Raw genomic sequence first — 17120 nt, forward strand, 5'->3', positions numbered from 1 at the left:
AGATGCATCCTTTCAGGCTAAAAGAGAACAATAACTGATGAATGACATCTGGTGGCAGACCCAGGGTTCGGGAAATTGCCATCTTGTGCTGCTGCACGGATGGGGACTGAATGCGCAAGTGTGGCATTGCATAAGCGAGGAACTGAGTTCGCATTTTACGCTGCATCTTGTCGACTTACCGGGATTTGGTCGTAGCCAGGGTTTCGGTGCAATGTCGCTGGAAGAGATGGCTGAGCGGGTATTGAATCAGGCACCGGAGAAAGCTATCTGGCTCGGCTGGAGTCTGGGCGGGTTGGTCGCGAGTCAGGTAGCCCTAACGCATCCTGAGCGTGTTCAGGCGCTGGTGACCGTCGCGTCTTCCCCTTGCTTTAACGCGCGGGATGAGTGGCCGGGTATCAAGCCAGAGGTGCTGGCAGGCTTCCAGCAGCAGCTGAGCGAAGATTTCCAGCGTACAGTGGAGCGTTTTCTGGCATTGCAAACGATGGGTACGGAAACCGCGCGTCAGGATGCGCGAGCGTTGAAGAAAACGGTGCTGGCTTTACCCATGCCGGACGTCGAGGTGCTTAATGGCGGGCTGGAGATCCTGAAAACGGTCGATCTGCGGGAACCGCTGTGCACGGTGGAAATGCCTTTCCTGCGGTTGTACGGCTATCTTGATGGCCTGGTGCCGCGCAAAGTCGTCCCGATGCTGGATGCCCTGTGGCCGCAGAGCGAGTCGTTGGTGTTTGCTAAGGCGGCGCATGCGCCGTTTATCTCGCATCCGGCGGAGTTCTGCTCAGCGCTGGTGGCGTTAAAACAACAGCTATAGCCAATGTTGATTTGCCCGGTAGCGTCGCGCTTGCCGGGCCTGAAATTAATGCGGTTGCGCAGGCAGGTCTTTAGCGCTAAGCCCGGTAATTCTGAGTATTGTTAATCTGTCGATACCATCCGCTAGCATGGTCGTCGCGATGCGCAAAGCTTCCTCTCGTTTGCCTTGTTGTAGACCTGTTTGTAACCCCTCTTGTAATCCTTTCCGATGGCCTTCCTGAAGACCATTAAAATGTCCTTCCTGCCGTAGCCTCTCAGCGATTGTCATCAATCTCTCCTTGTGTTGGGGTAAACGTTCGACGATTTCATGAATAAATTCCCCAAAATGCATGGTGTCTCCGGCTTGCATCAGGTAATTAAACAAGGCTTTCAACTGGTTGTCATTAGCGTGTCCTTTAACAAGCAGGATGGCCAGTTTTTCTACCAGCCCCATTAAATCGCGTTTACGGATATGTTTTTGGATGAGTTCCAACAGCGCCATCCGGCGATGCTGCATAATCTCGTCATCGGGCATAACGGTGATATCGATCAATGGAAACGCGGTGCTATAAAGCTGTCTGGCGGACTCTGGGTCATTAAACTCGTCCAGCCAACAAAGTGAATAGGGGTATGGGCTTGCTGCACCATGATAAAAAAGTAGGGGGATTACCAGAGGCAGCTTCTTATGTCCCGCATCCAGATGACGCTGCATTACCGCAATGGCATAGCGCATTAGCCGAAATGCCATGTGAGCATCGGCGCTGCTTTGATGTTCAATAATGGTGTAAATGTAACCATCACCTTCGCGAGTTTTTAACGACCACAGCACGTCGGAATAGTACGCGCGTAAATCGTCCTCGATAAAGCTGCCTGATTCCAGTTGCAGCGTTTTAAGATCGCATAGTTTTTGTAAAGAGGCTGGAAGATGGAGCTGAAGAAAGTCGCGTGCGGTTGCCGGGTGGTTTAAGAACGTTTTGAAAATCGCGTCATGCGGCGTAGCAGTCGTGTCAGTATTCATGGCGATCCGTCACCTGAGAAACAAGATGACGAGACTCTACTTTCATGGTCGGCAGTAATCATCCACGAATTAATAACGATGCGTAGCTGGCTGGAGGATAGATCTTTTTTGCTGAAATAATGAAATCTATGTGGAATCCATTACGCAAAAAAGCCGGATATCTGCATAAACGAATTATCCGGCCTGGACGTTTGCATCATTTGTAGGCCGGATAAGCGTAGCGCCATCCGGCAAATAGCATCTGATTAGCGTAAAGCCCACCATTCGCGCAGGCAGGCTTTACCTTCCGGGCAACTTTTGCAGCTTCCGGAAAGACACCCGTCGGCATCTTCCTGAATCCGCACCGCTTTGCCCATCTTTTCTAACTGATTCAGCATGGCGTCAATCATGGGCTGCGGGGTATGCAGCGTGTGGCTAATTTGTGTTGCCTCCATGCGCCCCCGCAAAGCCAATAAATCACGAACCTGAATAAGTGATGCCATTGTCGATAACCTTAGTGGCAATCGCCAGTCGTGCTGGAACAGCAGGAACTCGCCGTTCTGTTGGTTGCCAGCAGTGCGAGGTCCACGCGGCTGCGAGCTCGACGCAGTAGGCCCAGCAACACGATGTTAAACAGGATGACCGCTAAAATGCACACCAGGCTGTAGGTCGGGTGCTCTTTGTAGCTGACCGTCTGATAAAACAGCGTCGACAGAGAGTAGGCGATATTCAGGCCCCACAGAATCGAGAAACTCATCCAGCCACGGCTGGATTCACGTGCGATAGCGCCCATCATTGAAATGCACGGCACATACAGCAGAACAAAGATCAGGTAGCTGTACGCGGCGGCGGCGCTGCCAAATTTCTCGCCCATCACGCCCATTGCGCCCGTCGCCATTTCGCCGTCGCCCTTGCTGGCTTCGATAGGGTTAGCCAGTACGCTCAGGCTGAAGGTGTCTTTCAGGCTTTGCCAGGTTTCATCCACTGCGCCGATCAGCTCGTCACCGAGGTGGAAATCTGCCGGGTTGAACTCTTCTTCCTGAATGTTTTCCGCGGTATAGAGCGTGTTCAGCGTACCCACCACCACTTCTTTCGCCATCGCGCCGGTGAACAAACCTACGGTTGCCTGCCAGTTATCTTCGTGAACGCCAATCGGTTTAAACACAGGAGTAATAACACGGCTAACGGAGGCCAGAGCAGAGTCGTTGATGTTATCGACGATTTTCCCGCTCAGCGAGAAACTGTTAAACGCGCTGAGGAAAATGCTGACGATGATGATGACTTTACCTGCACGCAGAACGAAGCCTTTCAGGCGTTGCCAGGTCTGAATAATCAGACTCTTGATGTGCGGCACGTGATATACCGGCAGCTCCATCACGAACGGCGTTGCTTCACCACGCATGATGGTGTGTTTGAGCATCAGGCCCGTCAAAACAGCCATCACGATACCCAGTACGTACAGCGAGAAGACCGCCAGTGCGCCGTTCTGACCAAAGAACGCCGCGGCAAAGACGGCGAAAATCGCCAGACGTGCGCCGCAGGACATAAACGGCGCCATCATGATGGTCATCAGACGCTCACGCGGGGCGTCCAGCGTACGTGCGCCCATCACGGACGGTACGTTACAGCCAAAGCCGACGATCAGTGGGACGAACGATTTGCCCGGCAGTCCCAGCGCCTGCATCAGACGGTCCATCACAAACGCGGCGCGCGCCATGTAGCCGGAGTCTTCAAGGAAGGAGAGGAACAGATACATCATGCCGATTTGCGGTACCAGCGGCAGCACGGTGTTAATCCCGCCGCCAAGGCCCTGGGCCAGGAAGATGGTTAGCCAGTCCGGGAAGTGCAGCGTGTAGCCAATCCACTGAATACCATGGATAAAGAGTGCTACGGAGCCAACGTCAAACAACGGTTGCAGTGCGCCGCCGATGTTAATGGCGAGCAGGAACATCAGATACATCACGAACAGGAAAATCGGTAGCCCGAGGAAGCGGTTGAGAACGATTTTATCTACCGCGGTGGTGAAACGGCTCGGTTCTGCCGTCAGAGTATTGCTGACGGTATCGCAGATAGCGGCAATGCACTGATAGCGCGCATCGGCGATATGCAGCGCCGGATCGTCCATTGTCTCGCTCAGGCGTGCGATAGAGGCATCGAGATTTTGCGCGGCATCACCCGCATAGGCGCGGCTGTAGATATCGCCTTCCAGCATCTGCAGGCCCAGCCAGCGGCGCTGTTTGAGCGGCATATCTTTGGCCATCGCGTCGGCGAGGGAGTCCGCTTCCTGCAGCAACGGCTGGGCATAATGGACCAGCTCGACGGTGTCGTTTTCTTTGTAGCGATCGATCGCCAGCTTCAGCGCTTCAATGCCGCGGGCGCGGGTGGAAACCAGCGGAACCACCGGGCAGCCAAGACGTGCTGAGAGGGCGTCGATATCAATACGGATTTGCTGCTTTTCAGCGATATCCAGCATATTCAACGCGACGATGCAGGGGATGCCCAACTCAAGCAGTTGCAACGTCAGGTAGAGGTTGCGTTCAAGGTTTGAAGCATCGACCACGTTGATCAACAGATCCGCGTCGCCGCTTAAAATATAGTGGCAGGCAATCTGCTCATCGAGAGAGGTCTGGGATGAGATTGTCGTCAGAGAATAGGTGCCGGGTAAATCCACCAGCGTGACCTGATGGTCCGTTGTGGCGAAATGACCTTCTTTACGCTCAACGGTAACGCCAGCCCAGTTACCTACACGCTGGCGCGCGCCGGTGAGCTGGTTGAATAAAGTTGTCTTGCCGGAATTAGGATTACCAATTAAACCAATGGTTAGTTTTTTCATTTTTATAGACTCACTGTATTAACAGGAAACCGCTTCCACTTCTAATAACGCCAAATCCTTTTTACGCAATACCAGACTTACGCGACGCGTTTCGATATGGATAGGATCGCCGAGCGGGGCGACGCGTACTACGTTGAAGGAGGAGCCGGGCAGCATGCCAAGTGACAACAGTTTCTGACGATAAGCCGGGCTGATTTCACGGGCAAAGCCGGTAATTTTCCACGCACTGTCAGGAGTGAATTGCATAGGGACCTACTTATATCTCGCTAACTGGATGATTACCTCATGGGGCGACAGGGCGGCATGAGACCAGATGATTAGCCAACGTAAGGAAAGAGTAAATAATCAACAAAACAATGATAATGAGAATGGTTTCTATCATCAATAGAATAAATGTGACGGAATGTACAATTGGATAATAATTTGAGCCAATTTTGATATTCCTCAATATTTATTCTTGTAGGGAAAGAATGGTTCGCGGAGGTAATTATTGAGAATCTTAATGTTTAATTAAGGTTTCATCTGTTAATAAAGTGATAAATATATTGTGGTGAAAAGCGGGGCATATATTAAATATGCCGGATAAGGTATTGATTCCGTCATCCGGCACACGGTTTAAACTTAGCGCTTTTTACCCATTGCCGCTGCCAGCGCATCCATCATCGCGCTGTTGCCCGCAGGCTGGGCGTCACGACCACGCGGTTTCGCCGCTTTTGGCGCCGGGCGATTGCCCTGAGTGCGATCGTTATTCCCGCCGCCGCGACGCGCATTGGTTTCACCCGGCTGCTCGTCCAGACGCATGGTCAGCGCGATACGCTTACGTTGCAGGTCCACTTCCAGCACTTTCACCTTCACAATGTCGCCCGCTTTCACCACGGTGTGTGGATCGTCGACGAATTTATTCGACAGCGAAGAGATATGCACCAGGCCATCCTGATGAACGCCGATATCAACAAACGCGCCGAAATTGGTGACGTTGGTGACCGCCCCTTCCAGGATCATTCCCGGCAGCAGATCGTTCATGGTTTCGACACCATCGGCAAACTGCGCGGTTTTAAATTCAGGACGCGGATCGCGGCCCGGTTTTTCCAGCTCTTTGATGATGTCGGTGACGGTCGGCACCCCGAAGCGTTCGTCAGTAAAATCGGCGGCTTTCAGATTGCGCAGTTCGTTGCTGTTGCCCATCAGGTCACGCAGCGATTGCTCGGTAGCGGCCAGAATGCGTTCCACAATCGGATAGGCCTCCGGGTGAACGGTGGAGGCATCCAGTGGGTTATCGCCATGGTTGATGCGCAGGAAGCCTGCGCACTGTTCAAAGGCTTTTGGCCCCAGACGGCTGACTTTCAGCAGTTGCTGACGGTTCTGGAACTGACCGTTCTCATCACGCCAGGCGACGATGTTTTGCGCCATCATGCGTGTCAGACCGGCCACGCGGGTCAACAGCGGAACGGAAGCGGTATTGAGATCGACGCCGACGGCGTTCACACAGTCTTCCACCACCGCGTCCAGCTTACGCGCCAGCTGCGTCTGACTAACGTCGTGCTGATACTGGCCCACACCGATCGATTTCGGATCGATTTTCACCAGCTCAGCCAGCGGATCCTGCAAACGACGGGCGATAGACACTGCGCCACGCAATGAAACGTCGAGATCCGGGAACTCCTGCGCCGCCAGCTCGGAAGCCGAGTAAACCGATGCCCCGGCTTCGCTGACGATCACTTTCTGCGCGGTGACTTTCGGGAACTGTTTCTGCACGTCGAGGAAGAAGCGCTCGGTTTCGCGCGACGCTGTACCGTTACCAATCGCCACCAGCTCAACGTTGTATTTTTCACACAGCGCCGCAACGGCAACGGCGGCTTTGGCGGCCTGACCGGTGTGTGGATAAATGGTGTCGGTCGCGACCAGCTTACCTGTACCGTCAACAACCGCCACCTTCACGCCGGTACGCAGGCCGGGATCGAGGCCCATAGTGGCGCGCAGGCCGGCCGGAGCCGCCATCAGCAAGTCATGCAGGTTACGGGCAAAGACGTTGATTGCTTCATCTTCCGCGCGTTCGCGCACGGTGCCCATCAGTTCGGTTTCGAGGTGCATCAGCACCTTAATTCGCCATGTCCAGCTGACCACGCCTTTGCGCCAGCTGTCGGCAGGTGCGTTATTCAGGCGCAGTCCCAGGTGGTTCTGGATAATCTGTTCGCCGTGGCTCTCTTTTGGCGGCTCATCGAATTGCGGATCGGCATTCAGCGAAAGCTGCAGCACGCCTTCGTTACGGCCACGGAACATGGCCAGCGCACGGTGGGATGGCACGGTAGAGATCGGTTCGTGGTGATCGAAGTAGTCGCGGAATTTCGCGCCTTCCTCTTCTTTACCGCTTACCACGGTGGAAACCAAATGCGCGTTCTTCCACAGGTAGTCACGCACTTTCGCCAGCAGCGCGGCATCTTCAGCGAAGCGTTCCATCAGGATGTAACGTGCGCCGTCGAGGGCCGCTTTGGTATCCGCCACGCCGTTGTCGGCGTTGAGATATTTAGCGGCTTCTGTTTCCGGGTCGTGAGACGGCTCGTTCCACAGCAGGTCTGCCAGCGGCTCAAGGCCTGCTTCAATGGCGATCTGCCCACGGGTACGACGCTTAGGTTTGTACGGCAGATAGAGATCTTCGAGTTCGGTCTTACTTAACGTGCCGTTGATCGCTTTCGCCAGGTCGTCGGTCAGTTTGCCTTGCTCGCCGATAGATTTCAGGATTGCCTGACGGCGGTCTTCCAGTTCACGCAGATATCCCAGACGGGTTTCCAGATTACGCAGTTGCGTATCGTCCAGACCGCCGGTGATTTCCTTACGATATCGTGCGATAAACGGCACGGTGTTCCCTTCGTCAAGCAGGCGAACGGCAGCTTCTACCTGTTCAGCACGAGCCTGAATTTCACCTGCGATAATGCGGCAGAAAGAATCATTCATCATGGATAGCTTCGTCTATAGGATAAAAAATCAGGGGATAGTTATACGGATTGACTGACAAAAATGCCAGCCATCTGCCGGGGCTTCGGATTGTTCCGGTCTCACTTAACGTATTCAATCTCGTTCACGTACCAGCTGGCTTCGCCACCAGGGGTGTTTACTACTGCGAGATCGCCGACTTCTTTTTTCAGCAGCGCCCGCGCCATTGGTGAGTCGATAGAGATGTAATCTTTACGACCGAAGATCTCATCGTAGCCAACAATACGGAATTTGCGGATGTCGCCATCGTCATTTTCAATTTCAACCCATGCGCCAAAGAAGACTTTGCCCTCCTGCTGCGGGGAGTAATCGACGATTTTCAGATTCTCCATGCACTTGGTCAAATATCGGACGCGACGGTCGATCTCACGCAGGCGCTTTTTATTATACTGGTAGTCGGCATTTTCGCTGCGGTCACCCAGACTCGCGGCCCAGGTTACTTTTTTGGTGACTTCCGGGCGCTCTTCACGCCAGAGATAATTCAGCTCTTGTTTGAGTTTTTCATACCCTTCACGGGTTATCAGGGGCGTTTTCATCTTATTGTTTTACCTTCGACTCTGTGATGATGCGCACAATTAGTATTACGTGAGCATATCAACAGAATAAATAATGTATTGCGAGAAACATTGTATACTTAAGCTGCTGTTTAATATGCTTTGTAACAATTTAGCCTGGAATTCATACCAGAATTCGCTGGTGACTCACGTTAGCTTTCTTAAGAATATACACTTAATTGTTGCGAACCTTTGGGAGTAATAACAATGCAAGAGAACTATAAGATTCTGGTGGTCGATGACGACATGCGCTTACGTGCGCTTCTGGAGCGTTATCTGACCGAGCAGGGCTTCCAGGTTCGAAGCGTCGCAAACGCTGAGCAGATGGATCGTCTGCTGACCCGTGAGTCTTTCCACCTGATGGTGCTGGATTTAATGTTGCCGGGAGAAGATGGCCTGTCTATTTGCCGTCGCCTGCGCAGCCAAAGCAACCCGATGCCGATCATTATGGTCACGGCGAAGGGCGAAGAAGTGGACCGTATTGTAGGACTGGAAATCGGCGCTGACGATTACATTCCGAAACCGTTTAACCCGCGTGAGCTACTGGCACGTATTCGCGCAGTCCTGCGCCGTCAGGCGAATGAATTGCCGGGCGCGCCTTCTCAGGAAGAAGCGGTCATTGCGTTTGGTAAGTTCAAACTGAACCTCGGTACGCGTGAAATGTTCCGTGAAGATGAGCCTATGCCGCTCACCAGCGGTGAGTTTGCGGTGCTGAAAGCACTGGTTAGCCATCCGCGTGAGCCGCTGTCCCGCGACAAGTTGATGAACCTGGCCCGTGGTCGTGAATATTCTGCGATGGAACGTTCTATCGACGTCCAGATTTCCCGTCTGCGTCGCATGGTGGAAGAAGACCCGGCGCATCCACGCTACATTCAGACTGTATGGGGTCTGGGCTACGTCTTTGTTCCGGACGGTTCTAAAGCATGAGGCGAATGCGCTTCTCGCCACGAAGTTCGTTTGCCCGCACGTTATTGCTCATCGTCACCTTGCTGTTTGCCAGCCTGGTGACGACTTACCTGGTAGTGCTGAACTTCGCGATTCTGCCGAGCCTCCAGCAGTTTAATAAGGTCCTGGCCTACGAAGTTCGTATGCTGATGACCGATAAACTACAGCTGGAGGACGGTACGCAACTGGTGGTGCCGCCCGCATTCCGTCGGGAAATTTATCGTGAGCTGGGTATTTCCCTCTATTCCAACGAGGCCGCTGAAGAAGCCGGACTGCGTTGGGCGCAACACTATGAATTCTTAAGCCATCAGATGGCGCAGCAGTTGGGTGGCCCAACGGAAGTCCGCGTTGAGGTAAACAAAAGCTCGCCGGTTGTGTGGCTGAAAACCTGGCTGTCGCCCAACATCTGGGTACGTGTGCCGCTTACGGAAATTCATCAAGGCGATTTCTCACCGCTGTTCCGCTATACGCTGGCGATTATGCTGCTGGCTATCGGTGGCGCGTGGCTGTTTATCCGTATCCAGAACCGACCGTTGGTGGATCTTGAACATGCGGCGCTGCAGGTGGGGAAAGGTATCATTCCACCGCCGTTGCGTGAGTATGGCGCTTCAGAGGTGCGCTCCGTAACCCGAGCCTTTAACCATATGGCCGCAGGTGTGAAGCAGTTGGCCGATGACCGTACGCTGTTAATGGCGGGCGTGAGCCACGATTTACGTACTCCGCTGACGCGTATTCGTCTGGCAACGGAAATGATGGGCGAAGAGGACGGTTATCTTGCGGAGTCCATCAATAAGGACATCGAAGAGTGTAACGCCATCATCGAGCAGTTCATCGATTACCTGCGTACCGGTCAGGAGATGCCGATGGAGATGGCGGATCTGAACTCGGTGCTGGGTGAAGTGGTTGCGGCAGAAAGCGGCTATGAACGTGAAATCGAAACTGCGCTGCAGCCTGGCGCCATTCAGGTGAAGATGCACCCGCTGTCGATCAAGCGTGCGGTTGCCAATATGGTGGTTAACGCCGCCCGCTACGGCAACGGCTGGATTAAGGTTAGTAGCGGTACGGAGACGCATCGCGCCTGGTTCCAGGTAGAAGATGATGGTCCGGGCATCAAGCCGGAGCAGCGTAAGCACCTGTTCCAGCCATTTGTCCGCGGCGACAGCGCGCGCAGTACCAGCGGCACGGGGCTGGGTCTGGCGATTGTGCAACGTATTATCGATAACCATAACGGCATGCTGGAGATTGGTACCAGTGAACGTGGTGGGTTGTCGATTCGTGCATGGCTTCCGGTTCCTTTCACTCGCGCGCAGGGTATCACGAAAGACGTATAAGAAAGGGAGGCGAAATGCCTCCCTTTGTTTACGGGATACAGAGTAAAACTTCTGGCTTAAATTGCTTTTAATTGATTAATTATAAATGGATTTTTTTGAATTAATAAAAGCAGTTTTCTTGGTGCACCAGTCGGCTGGCGTCGTTTCGTTTCCCAGCTTTTAACCAGGTCATAACTCACGCCAACAGCTATGGCAAAATCCTGTTGGCGTAACCCTGTTGCTTCGCGGATGGCTTTAACATCAATTTCGCTAAAGGTATGTACATGTTCAGGCTTAGGTGTTTCTTCACCTTTCTCTATACGCACCATTTCTTCTGCACTGGCCAGCAAATCGGCAAATAATTCGTCTTTCATTTTGGCCTCACCACACCGGATAGCGGTGTCCTGATGATTAAAATTCCCATGATTAAATCAGCATATTGGATAAGTGCATTAAAACTCTTTTTTGCTCTTCGGTTAAATCATCCTGTTCATTTTTAGGATAGAGCAAAGCGAGATAGATTCGACCTTTGCGCGTCACGTTGTAATAGATAACCCTAATACCGCTGCGTTTGCCCATACCAGAGCGACTCCAGCGAATTTTTCTGAATCCACCTGTACCAGCGATAGTATCTCCAGCCTCAGGGTTCTCTATAAGCGCCTCTTGAAAAGCGCGAAACTCATCGTCAGGCAAAAGTAACGGACGGCGTTTACTAAATCCTTGTAGCTCAATAAATGTGAACATAGCGCGTCCTGCGCATGGGGTTGATAGTACAGATTATAGGTGTACGGAGTACATTTTAAAAGATAAACACAATAAAAAACCCCTTACCCTCTCGGATAAGGGGCTATATAACGAATCAAAAATTACAGCTTCGGTCCGGCGCTAACCAGCGCTTCACCCGCAGGGGTGTCGGTGTATTTCTCGAAGTTCTCGATAAACAGTTTCGCCAGTGCATTGGCTTTTTCCTGCCACTGCTCTGGAGACGCGTAGGTATTACGCGGATCGAGAATGCGCGTATCCACGCCCGGCAACTCGGTCGGGATAGCCAGGTCAAACATCGGCAGACGGAACGTTTCTGCGTCATCCAGCGAACCGTTCAGGATGGCGTCAATAATCGCACGGGTATCTTTGATAGAGATACGTTTGCCAGTACCGTTCCAGCCGGTGTTAACCAGATACGCCTGCGCACCTGCCGCCTGCATACGTTTCACCAGCACTTCTGCATACTGCGTTGGGTGCAGAGACAGGAATGCTGCGCCGAAGCAGGCAGAGAAGGTTGGGGTCGGTTCGGTAACGCCGCGTTCGGTACCGGCCAGTTTGGCGGTGAAGCCAGACAGGAAATGGTACTGAGTTTGGTCTGCTGTCAGGCGAGAAACCGGCGGCAGCACGCCAAAGGCGTCGGCGGTCAGGAAGATAACCTTCGTTGCATGACCCGCTTTTGACACTGGCTTAACGATATTATCGATGTGATAAATCGGGTAGGAAACGCGGGTGTTTTCAGTTTTGGAACCGTCGTCGAAGTCGATGGAACCATCTTCGCGCACGGTGACGTTTTCCAGCAGCGCGTCACGACGAATTGCGTTGTAGATTTCTGGCTCGGCATCTTTAGACAGTTTGATGGTCTTCGCGTAGCAACCGCCTTCGAAGTTAAATACGCCGTCGTCATCCCAGCCGTGTTCGTCATCGCCAATCAGGCGACGTTTCGGATCGGTGGACAGCGTTGTTTTACCGGTACCGGACAGGCCAAAGAAGACTGCCACATCACCTTTTTCCCCGACGTTTGCTGAGCAGTGCATGGAGGCAATGCCTTTCAGCGGCAGCAGGTAGTTCATCACGGAGAACATACCTTTCTTCATTTCGCCGCCGTACCAGGTGCCGCCAATCAGCTGGATACGCTCAGTCAGGTTGAAAGCCACGAAGTTTTCAGAGTTCAGACCCTGCTCTTTCCATTGTGGGTTGGTGCACTTAGCGCCGTTCATCACGATGAAATCCGGTTTGAAATCAACCAGCTCTTCGTCGCTTGGGCGGATGAACATGTTTTTGACGAAATGCGCCTGCCAGGCAACTTCGGTAATGAAGCGCACGGAAAGACGGGTATCGGCGTTAGCGCCGCAGAATGCATCAATGATAAACAGGCGCTTGCCGGAAAGTTGCTGGATAACTAATCCTTTCAGATGCTGCCAGGTTTCCGGGGAGAGCGGTTTGTTGTCGTTCTTACCTTTACCTTTGTCGGACCACCAGAGCGTGTCGCGCGTGGTGTCGTCACGGACAATGTACTTATCCTTTGGCGAACGTCCGGTAAAGATACCGGTATCAACGGCAACGGCGCCCAGATTCGTTAACACGCCACGTTCATAACCTTCCAGGTTTGGATCAAGTTCTTCCTGGAAAAGCGTGTCGTAGTCTGGATTGTAAACGATATCCTGAACGTCATTGATACCATAAGCCTTGAGATCTTGCGGGGTTAAACTGTTGTTCACACGCATTTCACTGCTCCTTAGCCAATATGTATTACCTGGAATAGTAAGGTTTTTTAGGGATTGCTAACCGCGACAAGGCTCATAGATTTACGCATCCGGGAAAATCACGGGTTACCGAATACGCTGCGACTCCTGTCACAAAGAGGCGGATATTATGGCAGGAAACCCTTTTTTGTTGTGGAAAATGTTCTTAAAACGTTAATGAAGAGTGTTTTTGGCGGGAATCTTGTGAGTGTAATCGCATTCACGTAAGAAAATAACGTAACTCATACATATACAATATCGATTCACTTCCCGTCGCGTTAGTCTGAAATCAGCCTACCAATGCTCAAAATTGTGAAGTTGATGCGATAATTAGCTTTTCCCTTCATTCTGGAAACTGACATGGATAGTGCTGAAATTTCACGTACAACGCGTTTGGGCATGATATTTATCGGCCTGCTGCAGGGGGCATTATGCTACCTGCTGATGACATATCTGGTGCCCCATAACGACGGCTGGCTGTTCTATGGCATGCCTGCGACGATTGCGATCACCTCGGCACTTTTGCTTACTGTCGTTTCTTTCAAACAACGCGCGCTGTGGTACTGGATGGCGCTGATCTTTGTTGTGGTGCTGGCGATGAGCGCCTGGCTAAAGTGGCAAGTCGAGGACAGTGATAAGTGGCGGCAACATGAAGTTTTTATGTTCTACGGTTGGCGCTTACTGCTGATGGCGATGCTTGCCTTGCCCTGGATTCAGTACTCGCTTCATGTCTCTCGTGAGCAGGCGCGTTACCCGCATTTTTATCGGCAATTGTGGCTTAATGCGTTGACGTTGCTGATTGTCTTTGTCGCCAACGGTCTGTTCTGGCTGGTGCTCCTGCTATGGAGCGAGATGTTTAAGCTGGTCGGTATTCCCTTCTTCAGCACGCTCTTCTTTGATACCGACTGGTTTGGCTATGTGGCCTTTGGTCTGATTACCGCACTGGCAGTGGTACTGGCTCGTACACAGTCGCGTCTGGTCACGGCGGTACAAAAATTACTGACGTTTATTGCCACCGGTCTGTTACCTCTGGTCGCGCTGTTGGCGCTGATGTTCATACTGACCTTGCCCTTCACTGGACTGGAGGCTATTTCGCAACGCGTGTCTGCGGCCGGGTTGATGTCAACGCTGACGCTGCTCCTGTTGCTGTTGATGGCTATCGTGCGTGAACCGCAAAAAGAGGCGTTACCCTATCCTGGCGCGTTACGCTACCTGATCAAATGCTCTCTGATTGTCGCGCCCATCTATATGCTGATTGCTGGTTGGTCACTGTGGGTGCGAATACAGCAGTACGGTTGGACGCCTGAGCGTTTGTATGGCGTGCTGGTGGTCGTGGTACTGCTGGTATGGTCGTTTGGCTATCTGGCCAGCATTTTACGCCGCGGGCGCAATCCGCTTGAGCTTCAGGGGCCGGTCATTCTTGGCGTTTCGTTGCTGGCGTTGGGGCTGTTGGTTCTGCTGTCGTCGCCGGTTATTGACGCCTGGCGTATCAGCGTTAACAGCCATATGGGGCTGTATCACAGCGGGAAAATTAAACCGGATCAGGTCAGCCTGTATATGTTGGATCACAGCGGAAAACCGGGGCGCGCAGCGTTGGAAGCATTACAAAAAGATGTGGCGTTTAATCAAGACAGTAAGCGCAGACGCGACTTGAATTCTCTGCTGCAAGGGAGCCGGGATCCGGTTAAAGAGCTAACCGCAACACAGTTAGTATCGAAGGTGGTGATTGCTCCGGGGAGCGAGAAGCCAGACGATGCGTTCTGGACGTTTGTCAAAGCACAGGGGTATCGCATCACCTCTTGTGCTGAGCAGAATGCGTGCGTATTGGTGAGTCAGGACCTCAATGCGGATGGTCATCCTGAGCAGGTGCTATATGCTTTTGGCGATGGGGAGAGTCTGGTCTTCGGCATGCAGAAAAACAAATGGGATTTGTTAGCTGTTGCCAGGCTACCTGAAGGATTCAATAAGGATAAATTGCTGCAGGCGGTGGCGAATCAGCAACTGGGTTCAGCCCCCAGAATCTGGCGGGATATCACTATTGATGGCAAAAGACTGCCGATGACTTATTACACCGAGTGAGTGTGTTGCCGGCAGCGTTTATGCCGGATAGCGGCGCGAACGCCTTATCCGGCCTACGACAGTTTTCCGTAGGCCTGATAAGCGCCGCGCCTTCAGGCAAGACGGTAATTAATGCACCTGTGGATCGGCAGGGGAGGCGTTGCTGCGGATCTCTGCAATATCCATGGCGTTAAACAGATAGTGGCTACCGCAGTAATCGCAGTGCATATCGATCTCGCCTTCTTCCGCCAGAATGCTGTCAACTTCTTCGTCCGGCAACGTTTTCAGTGCGCCTGCGCAGCGTTCGCGTGAACAGGTGCATTTGAACTCAACGTCCTGCGGATCATAGAGAGTAACCTCTTCTTCGTGGTATAAGCGCCACAGCACTTCGTTGGCCGGCAGCGTCAGCAGCTCTTCGGCCTTGATGGTTTCGGTCAGGGCGGCCAGGTGATCGAAATCATCTGCCTGTGCGTTTTGCGCCGGCATCACTTGCAGCAGCATTCCGCCAGCAGCGGGTTTGCCATCAACGTCGCCAGTGCGGATGAACAGGCGTGTCGGCAGCTGTTCGGAACGCATGAAGTAGTCTTCCAGACAGGCTGCCAGCGTATCACCTTCCAGACCGACCACGCCCTGATAACGCTCGCCTTCTTCCGGGGTAATGGTGATCACCAGGTAGCCGTTGCCCACCAGGGTTTTCAAATCGGCATCTTCAGGAATATCACCCTGCATGCGGGCCACGCCGCGCATCTGCTGATTGTTGTTGCCGTTGATGACGGCCAGGCTCAGCGGACCATCACCCTGCAACTGCACAGTGATATCACCGGCAAACTTCAGCGTAGCGGTGAGCAGGCTGGTGGCAACCAGCAGCTCAGCCAGTACGTTTTTGACCGGCTGCGGGTAAGTATGATTTTCGAGGATCTGTTGCAGGGTTTCCGAAACGGTCACCAGCTCGCCGCGCACGGCAAAGTTTTCAAACAGATAACGATGTAATTGGTCATGTTGCGGCATAATCATCTCTCTTGCAGGTGACAGTCACTCGCTGTCGCCATGTTTAAATCGTAACAGGTCGCGGCGCTCTTTCTTGTCCGGTCGTCTGTCCGGGTGCGGCATGGTTAACGCGTTAAGTTTACGCGCCAGCGCCATTTTTTCGCGTTTTTCCACGCTTTCCGCGGTTTCTTCATACAGCGTAACGGCTTCCGTTGCCGGGCGACGCTGCTCGGTAATGGCCTTGATAATGACCGTTCGCTCGTCATTTCCCTGGCGAAGGGTGAGGGTGGCGTTCAGCTCGACAATCTTGCTCGGCTTACTGCGCTGGCCGTTGTAGTGCACCTTACCGCCTTCAACCATTTCGCGGGCTAGCGCACGCGTTTTGTAAAAGCGTGCAGCCCACAGCCATTTATCCAGCCTGACTTCAGCAGAGGGCTTTTCTTTCATGGCGTCTCCTTCACATCAGTGAGGGGATCAGTCGGCGGTAGTCATTCAGTGACGGATGGCGTGCGTACTGCTTTTCGGCGATGCCGGAGTCGGGATTGGTCACGCCGAGGCAGTAACGAATACCGTACAGAGCAGCGGCGTCGAGAATGGGTTCGCTGTCGTCAATAAACAGCGTCTTCTCTGCACTCATTCCCGTTTCTTCAGCCACAGCGTGCCATAACCGCTGATCCTCTTTGGGATAACCAAATGTGTGGGTGGAAAGTAATAAATCAAGGTGTGAGGCCAGACCGGTATGCTCCAGCTTCACCGCCAGATTATGCGGATGCGCGTTGGTGAGCAAAATACGGCGCTTGCCGCTGGCTTTTAAGGCATCAAGAAACGGTACGGTATCTTCACGCAAAACGGCGCGCGGTCCCTGTTCCGTTGTCATGGCGCAAATATCCAGATCCAGGCACTCGCTCCAGTAATCCAGGCAGTACCAGTTTAGCGTATGCTGCACGGCATGATACTGCTGACGAATATAGTCCTGGGCTTCCTGAGGAGAGATACCCTGCTTCGCGCCATAGGTTTCCGGCACCAGTTTTTGCCAGAAATAGTTATCGAATGCCAGGTCGAGCAGCGTGCCGTCCATATCTAACAACACGGTGTCGACATCCTGCCAGGCAATATTGATATGCATGGAAACTCCCCACAAGAAAACATGAT

The 17120-nt window shown here is 52.8% G+C and carries 16 protein-coding genes; 4 read left to right on the forward strand and 12 right to left on the reverse strand.

Going from position 1 to position 17120, the window contains the following annotated elements; translation table 11 throughout:
* Nucleotides 1-37 precede the first annotated feature (37 nt).
* The gene (gene bioH / locus OGX67_RS03715; protein ID WP_110248760.1) at nucleotides 38-808 is read left to right on the forward strand and encodes a pimeloyl-ACP methyl ester esterase BioH; all 771 of its coding nucleotides are present in this window, start codon (nucleotides 38-40) and stop codon (nucleotides 806-808) included.
* A gap of 45 nt (nucleotides 809-853) precedes the next feature.
* On the opposite strand, the gene OGX67_RS03720 is transcribed toward bioH, so the two are convergent.
* The 6 genes from OGX67_RS03720 to greB form a co-directional block, all read right to left on the reverse strand.
* Nucleotides 854-1804, reverse strand: a complete 951-nt coding sequence (locus tag OGX67_RS03720; protein WP_257651314.1) for an Rpn family recombination-promoting nuclease/putative transposase — start codon at nucleotides 1802-1804, stop codon at nucleotides 854-856.
* A gap of 245 nt (nucleotides 1805-2049) precedes the next feature.
* Nucleotides 2050-2286 (reverse strand): [Fe-S]-dependent transcriptional repressor FeoC, encoded by a 237-nt coding sequence (gene feoC, locus OGX67_RS03725; protein WP_003023516.1) that lies wholly within the window; start codon nucleotides 2284-2286, stop codon nucleotides 2050-2052.
* 11 nt (nucleotides 2287-2297) lie between these two features.
* Nucleotides 2298-4616 carry a Fe(2+) transporter permease subunit FeoB gene (gene feoB / locus OGX67_RS03730; RefSeq protein WP_286525931.1) on the reverse strand — a complete coding sequence of 773 codons (2319 nt, stop codon included), beginning with the start codon at nucleotides 4614-4616 and terminating at the stop codon, nucleotides 2298-2300.
* Nucleotides 4617-4634: 18 nt separating this feature from the next.
* Nucleotides 4635-4862 (reverse strand): ferrous iron transporter A, encoded by a 228-nt coding sequence (feoA, locus tag OGX67_RS03735; RefSeq protein WP_003023519.1) that lies wholly within the window; start codon nucleotides 4860-4862, stop codon nucleotides 4635-4637.
* A gap of 375 nt (nucleotides 4863-5237) precedes the next feature.
* Entirely contained in the window at nucleotides 5238-7571 is a 2334-nt protein-coding gene (locus tag OGX67_RS03740; RefSeq protein ID WP_016151100.1) for a Tex family protein, read from the reverse strand.
* 98 nt (nucleotides 7572-7669) lie between these two features.
* Nucleotides 7670-8143, reverse strand: a complete 474-nt coding sequence (gene greB, locus OGX67_RS03745) for a transcription elongation factor GreB (protein ID WP_003023524.1) — start codon at nucleotides 8141-8143, stop codon at nucleotides 7670-7672.
* Nucleotides 8144-8368: 225 nt separating this feature from the next.
* On the opposite strand from greB, the gene ompR reads away from it, so the two are divergent.
* Both ompR and envZ read left to right on the forward strand, forming a co-directional pair.
* A complete protein-coding gene (gene ompR, locus OGX67_RS03750; RefSeq protein WP_001157751.1) occupies nucleotides 8369-9088 on the forward strand; it encodes an osmolarity response regulator transcription factor OmpR in 720 nt (239 codons plus the stop codon).
* Nucleotides 9085-10437: a two-component system sensor histidine kinase EnvZ gene (envZ, locus tag OGX67_RS03755; protein WP_003837891.1), complete on the forward strand. Its 1353-nt coding sequence runs from the start codon at nucleotides 9085-9087 to the stop codon at nucleotides 10435-10437. Before ompR ends, envZ begins: the two co-directional genes overlap by 4 nt.
* A 56-nt stretch (nucleotides 10438-10493) precedes the next feature.
* Here the strand turns inward: envZ and nadS are convergent, their stop codons facing one another.
* The 3 genes from nadS to pckA form a co-directional block, all read right to left on the reverse strand.
* Complete coding sequence (gene nadS / locus OGX67_RS03760; protein WP_003837894.1) at nucleotides 10494-10790, reverse strand: NadS family protein; 297 nt, start codon at nucleotides 10788-10790, stop codon at nucleotides 10494-10496.
* 52 nt (nucleotides 10791-10842) lie between these two features.
* Entirely contained in the window at nucleotides 10843-11160 is a 318-nt protein-coding gene (locus OGX67_RS03765; protein WP_003847996.1) for a type II toxin-antitoxin system RelE/ParE family toxin, read from the reverse strand.
* A 122-nt stretch (nucleotides 11161-11282) separates the two neighbouring features.
* Nucleotides 11283-12905 (reverse strand): phosphoenolpyruvate carboxykinase (ATP), encoded by a 1623-nt coding sequence (pckA, locus tag OGX67_RS03770; protein ID WP_257651313.1) that lies wholly within the window; start codon nucleotides 12903-12905, stop codon nucleotides 11283-11285.
* Nucleotides 12906-13283: 378 nt separating this feature from the next.
* On the opposite strand from pckA, the gene OGX67_RS03775 reads away from it, so the two are divergent.
* Nucleotides 13284-15002: a DUF4153 domain-containing protein gene (locus OGX67_RS03775; RefSeq protein ID WP_257651312.1), complete on the forward strand. Its 1719-nt coding sequence runs from the start codon at nucleotides 13284-13286 to the stop codon at nucleotides 15000-15002.
* 108 nt (nucleotides 15003-15110) lie between these two features.
* Here OGX67_RS03775 and hslO read toward each other — a convergent pair whose 3' ends face one another.
* From hslO to yrfG, 3 genes are read right to left on the reverse strand one after another with little or no spacing between them, the layout of a single operon-like run.
* Complete coding sequence (gene hslO / locus OGX67_RS03780; protein WP_071697088.1) at nucleotides 15111-15989, reverse strand: Hsp33 family molecular chaperone HslO; 879 nt, start codon at nucleotides 15987-15989, stop codon at nucleotides 15111-15113.
* Between the two features lie 24 nt (nucleotides 15990-16013).
* The gene (gene hslR / locus OGX67_RS03785; protein ID WP_003837900.1) at nucleotides 16014-16415 is read right to left on the reverse strand and encodes a ribosome-associated heat shock protein Hsp15; all 402 of its coding nucleotides are present in this window, start codon (nucleotides 16413-16415) and stop codon (nucleotides 16014-16016) included.
* Nucleotides 16416-16425: 10 nt separating this feature from the next.
* Nucleotides 16426-17094: a GMP/IMP nucleotidase gene (yrfG, locus tag OGX67_RS03790; protein WP_003023533.1), complete on the reverse strand. Its 669-nt coding sequence runs from the start codon at nucleotides 17092-17094 to the stop codon at nucleotides 16426-16428.
* Nucleotides 17095-17120 lie beyond the last annotated feature (26 nt).

Source organism: Citrobacter sp. Cf118 (genome assembly GCF_030334095.1).
GTDB lineage: Bacteria > Pseudomonadota > Gammaproteobacteria > Enterobacterales > Enterobacteriaceae > Citrobacter > Citrobacter freundii.

Bases quoted from the DNA above. Each gene is read 5' to 3' on its own strand.
- OGX67_RS03765 (WP_003847996.1), bottom strand. From the start codon at position 11,160: ATGTTCACATTTATTGAGCTACAAGGATTTAGTAAACGCCGTCCGTTA.
- hslO (WP_071697088.1), bottom strand. From the start codon at position 15,989: ATGCCGCAACATGACCAATTACATCGTTATCTGTTTGAAAACTTTGCC.
- OGX67_RS03720 (WP_257651314.1), bottom strand. From the start codon at position 1,804: ATGAATACTGACACGACTGCTACGCCGCATGACGCGATTTTCAAAACG.
- OGX67_RS03740 (WP_016151100.1), bottom strand. From the start codon at position 7,571: ATGATGAATGATTCTTTCTGCCGCATTATCGCAGGTGAAATTCAGGCT.
- ompR (WP_001157751.1), top strand. From the start codon at position 8,369: ATGCAAGAGAACTATAAGATTCTGGTGGTCGATGACGACATGCGCTTA.
- OGX67_RS03775 (WP_257651312.1), top strand. From the start codon at position 13,284: ATGGATAGTGCTGAAATTTCACGTACAACGCGTTTGGGCATGATATTT.
- feoC (WP_003023516.1), bottom strand. From the start codon at position 2,286: ATGGCATCACTTATTCAGGTTCGTGATTTATTGGCTTTGCGGGGGCGC.
- pckA (WP_257651313.1), bottom strand. From the start codon at position 12,905: ATGCGTGTGAACAACAGTTTAACCCCGCAAGATCTCAAGGCTTATGGT.
- bioH (WP_110248760.1), top strand. From the start codon at position 38: ATGAATGACATCTGGTGGCAGACCCAGGGTTCGGGAAATTGCCATCTT.
- envZ (WP_003837891.1), top strand. From the start codon at position 9,085: ATGAGGCGAATGCGCTTCTCGCCACGAAGTTCGTTTGCCCGCACGTTA.
- nadS (WP_003837894.1), bottom strand. From the start codon at position 10,790: ATGAAAGACGAATTATTTGCCGATTTGCTGGCCAGTGCAGAAGAAATG.
- feoB (WP_286525931.1), bottom strand. From the start codon at position 4,616: ATGAAAAAACTAACCATTGGTTTAATTGGTAATCCTAATTCCGGCAAG.
- yrfG (WP_003023533.1), bottom strand. From the start codon at position 17,094: ATGCATATCAATATTGCCTGGCAGGATGTCGACACCGTGTTGTTAGAT.
- greB (WP_003023524.1), bottom strand. From the start codon at position 8,143: ATGAAAACGCCCCTGATAACCCGTGAAGGGTATGAAAAACTCAAACAA.
- hslR (WP_003837900.1), bottom strand. From the start codon at position 16,415: ATGAAAGAAAAGCCCTCTGCTGAAGTCAGGCTGGATAAATGGCTGTGG.
- feoA (WP_003023519.1), bottom strand. From the start codon at position 4,862: ATGCAATTCACTCCTGACAGTGCGTGGAAAATTACCGGCTTTGCCCGT.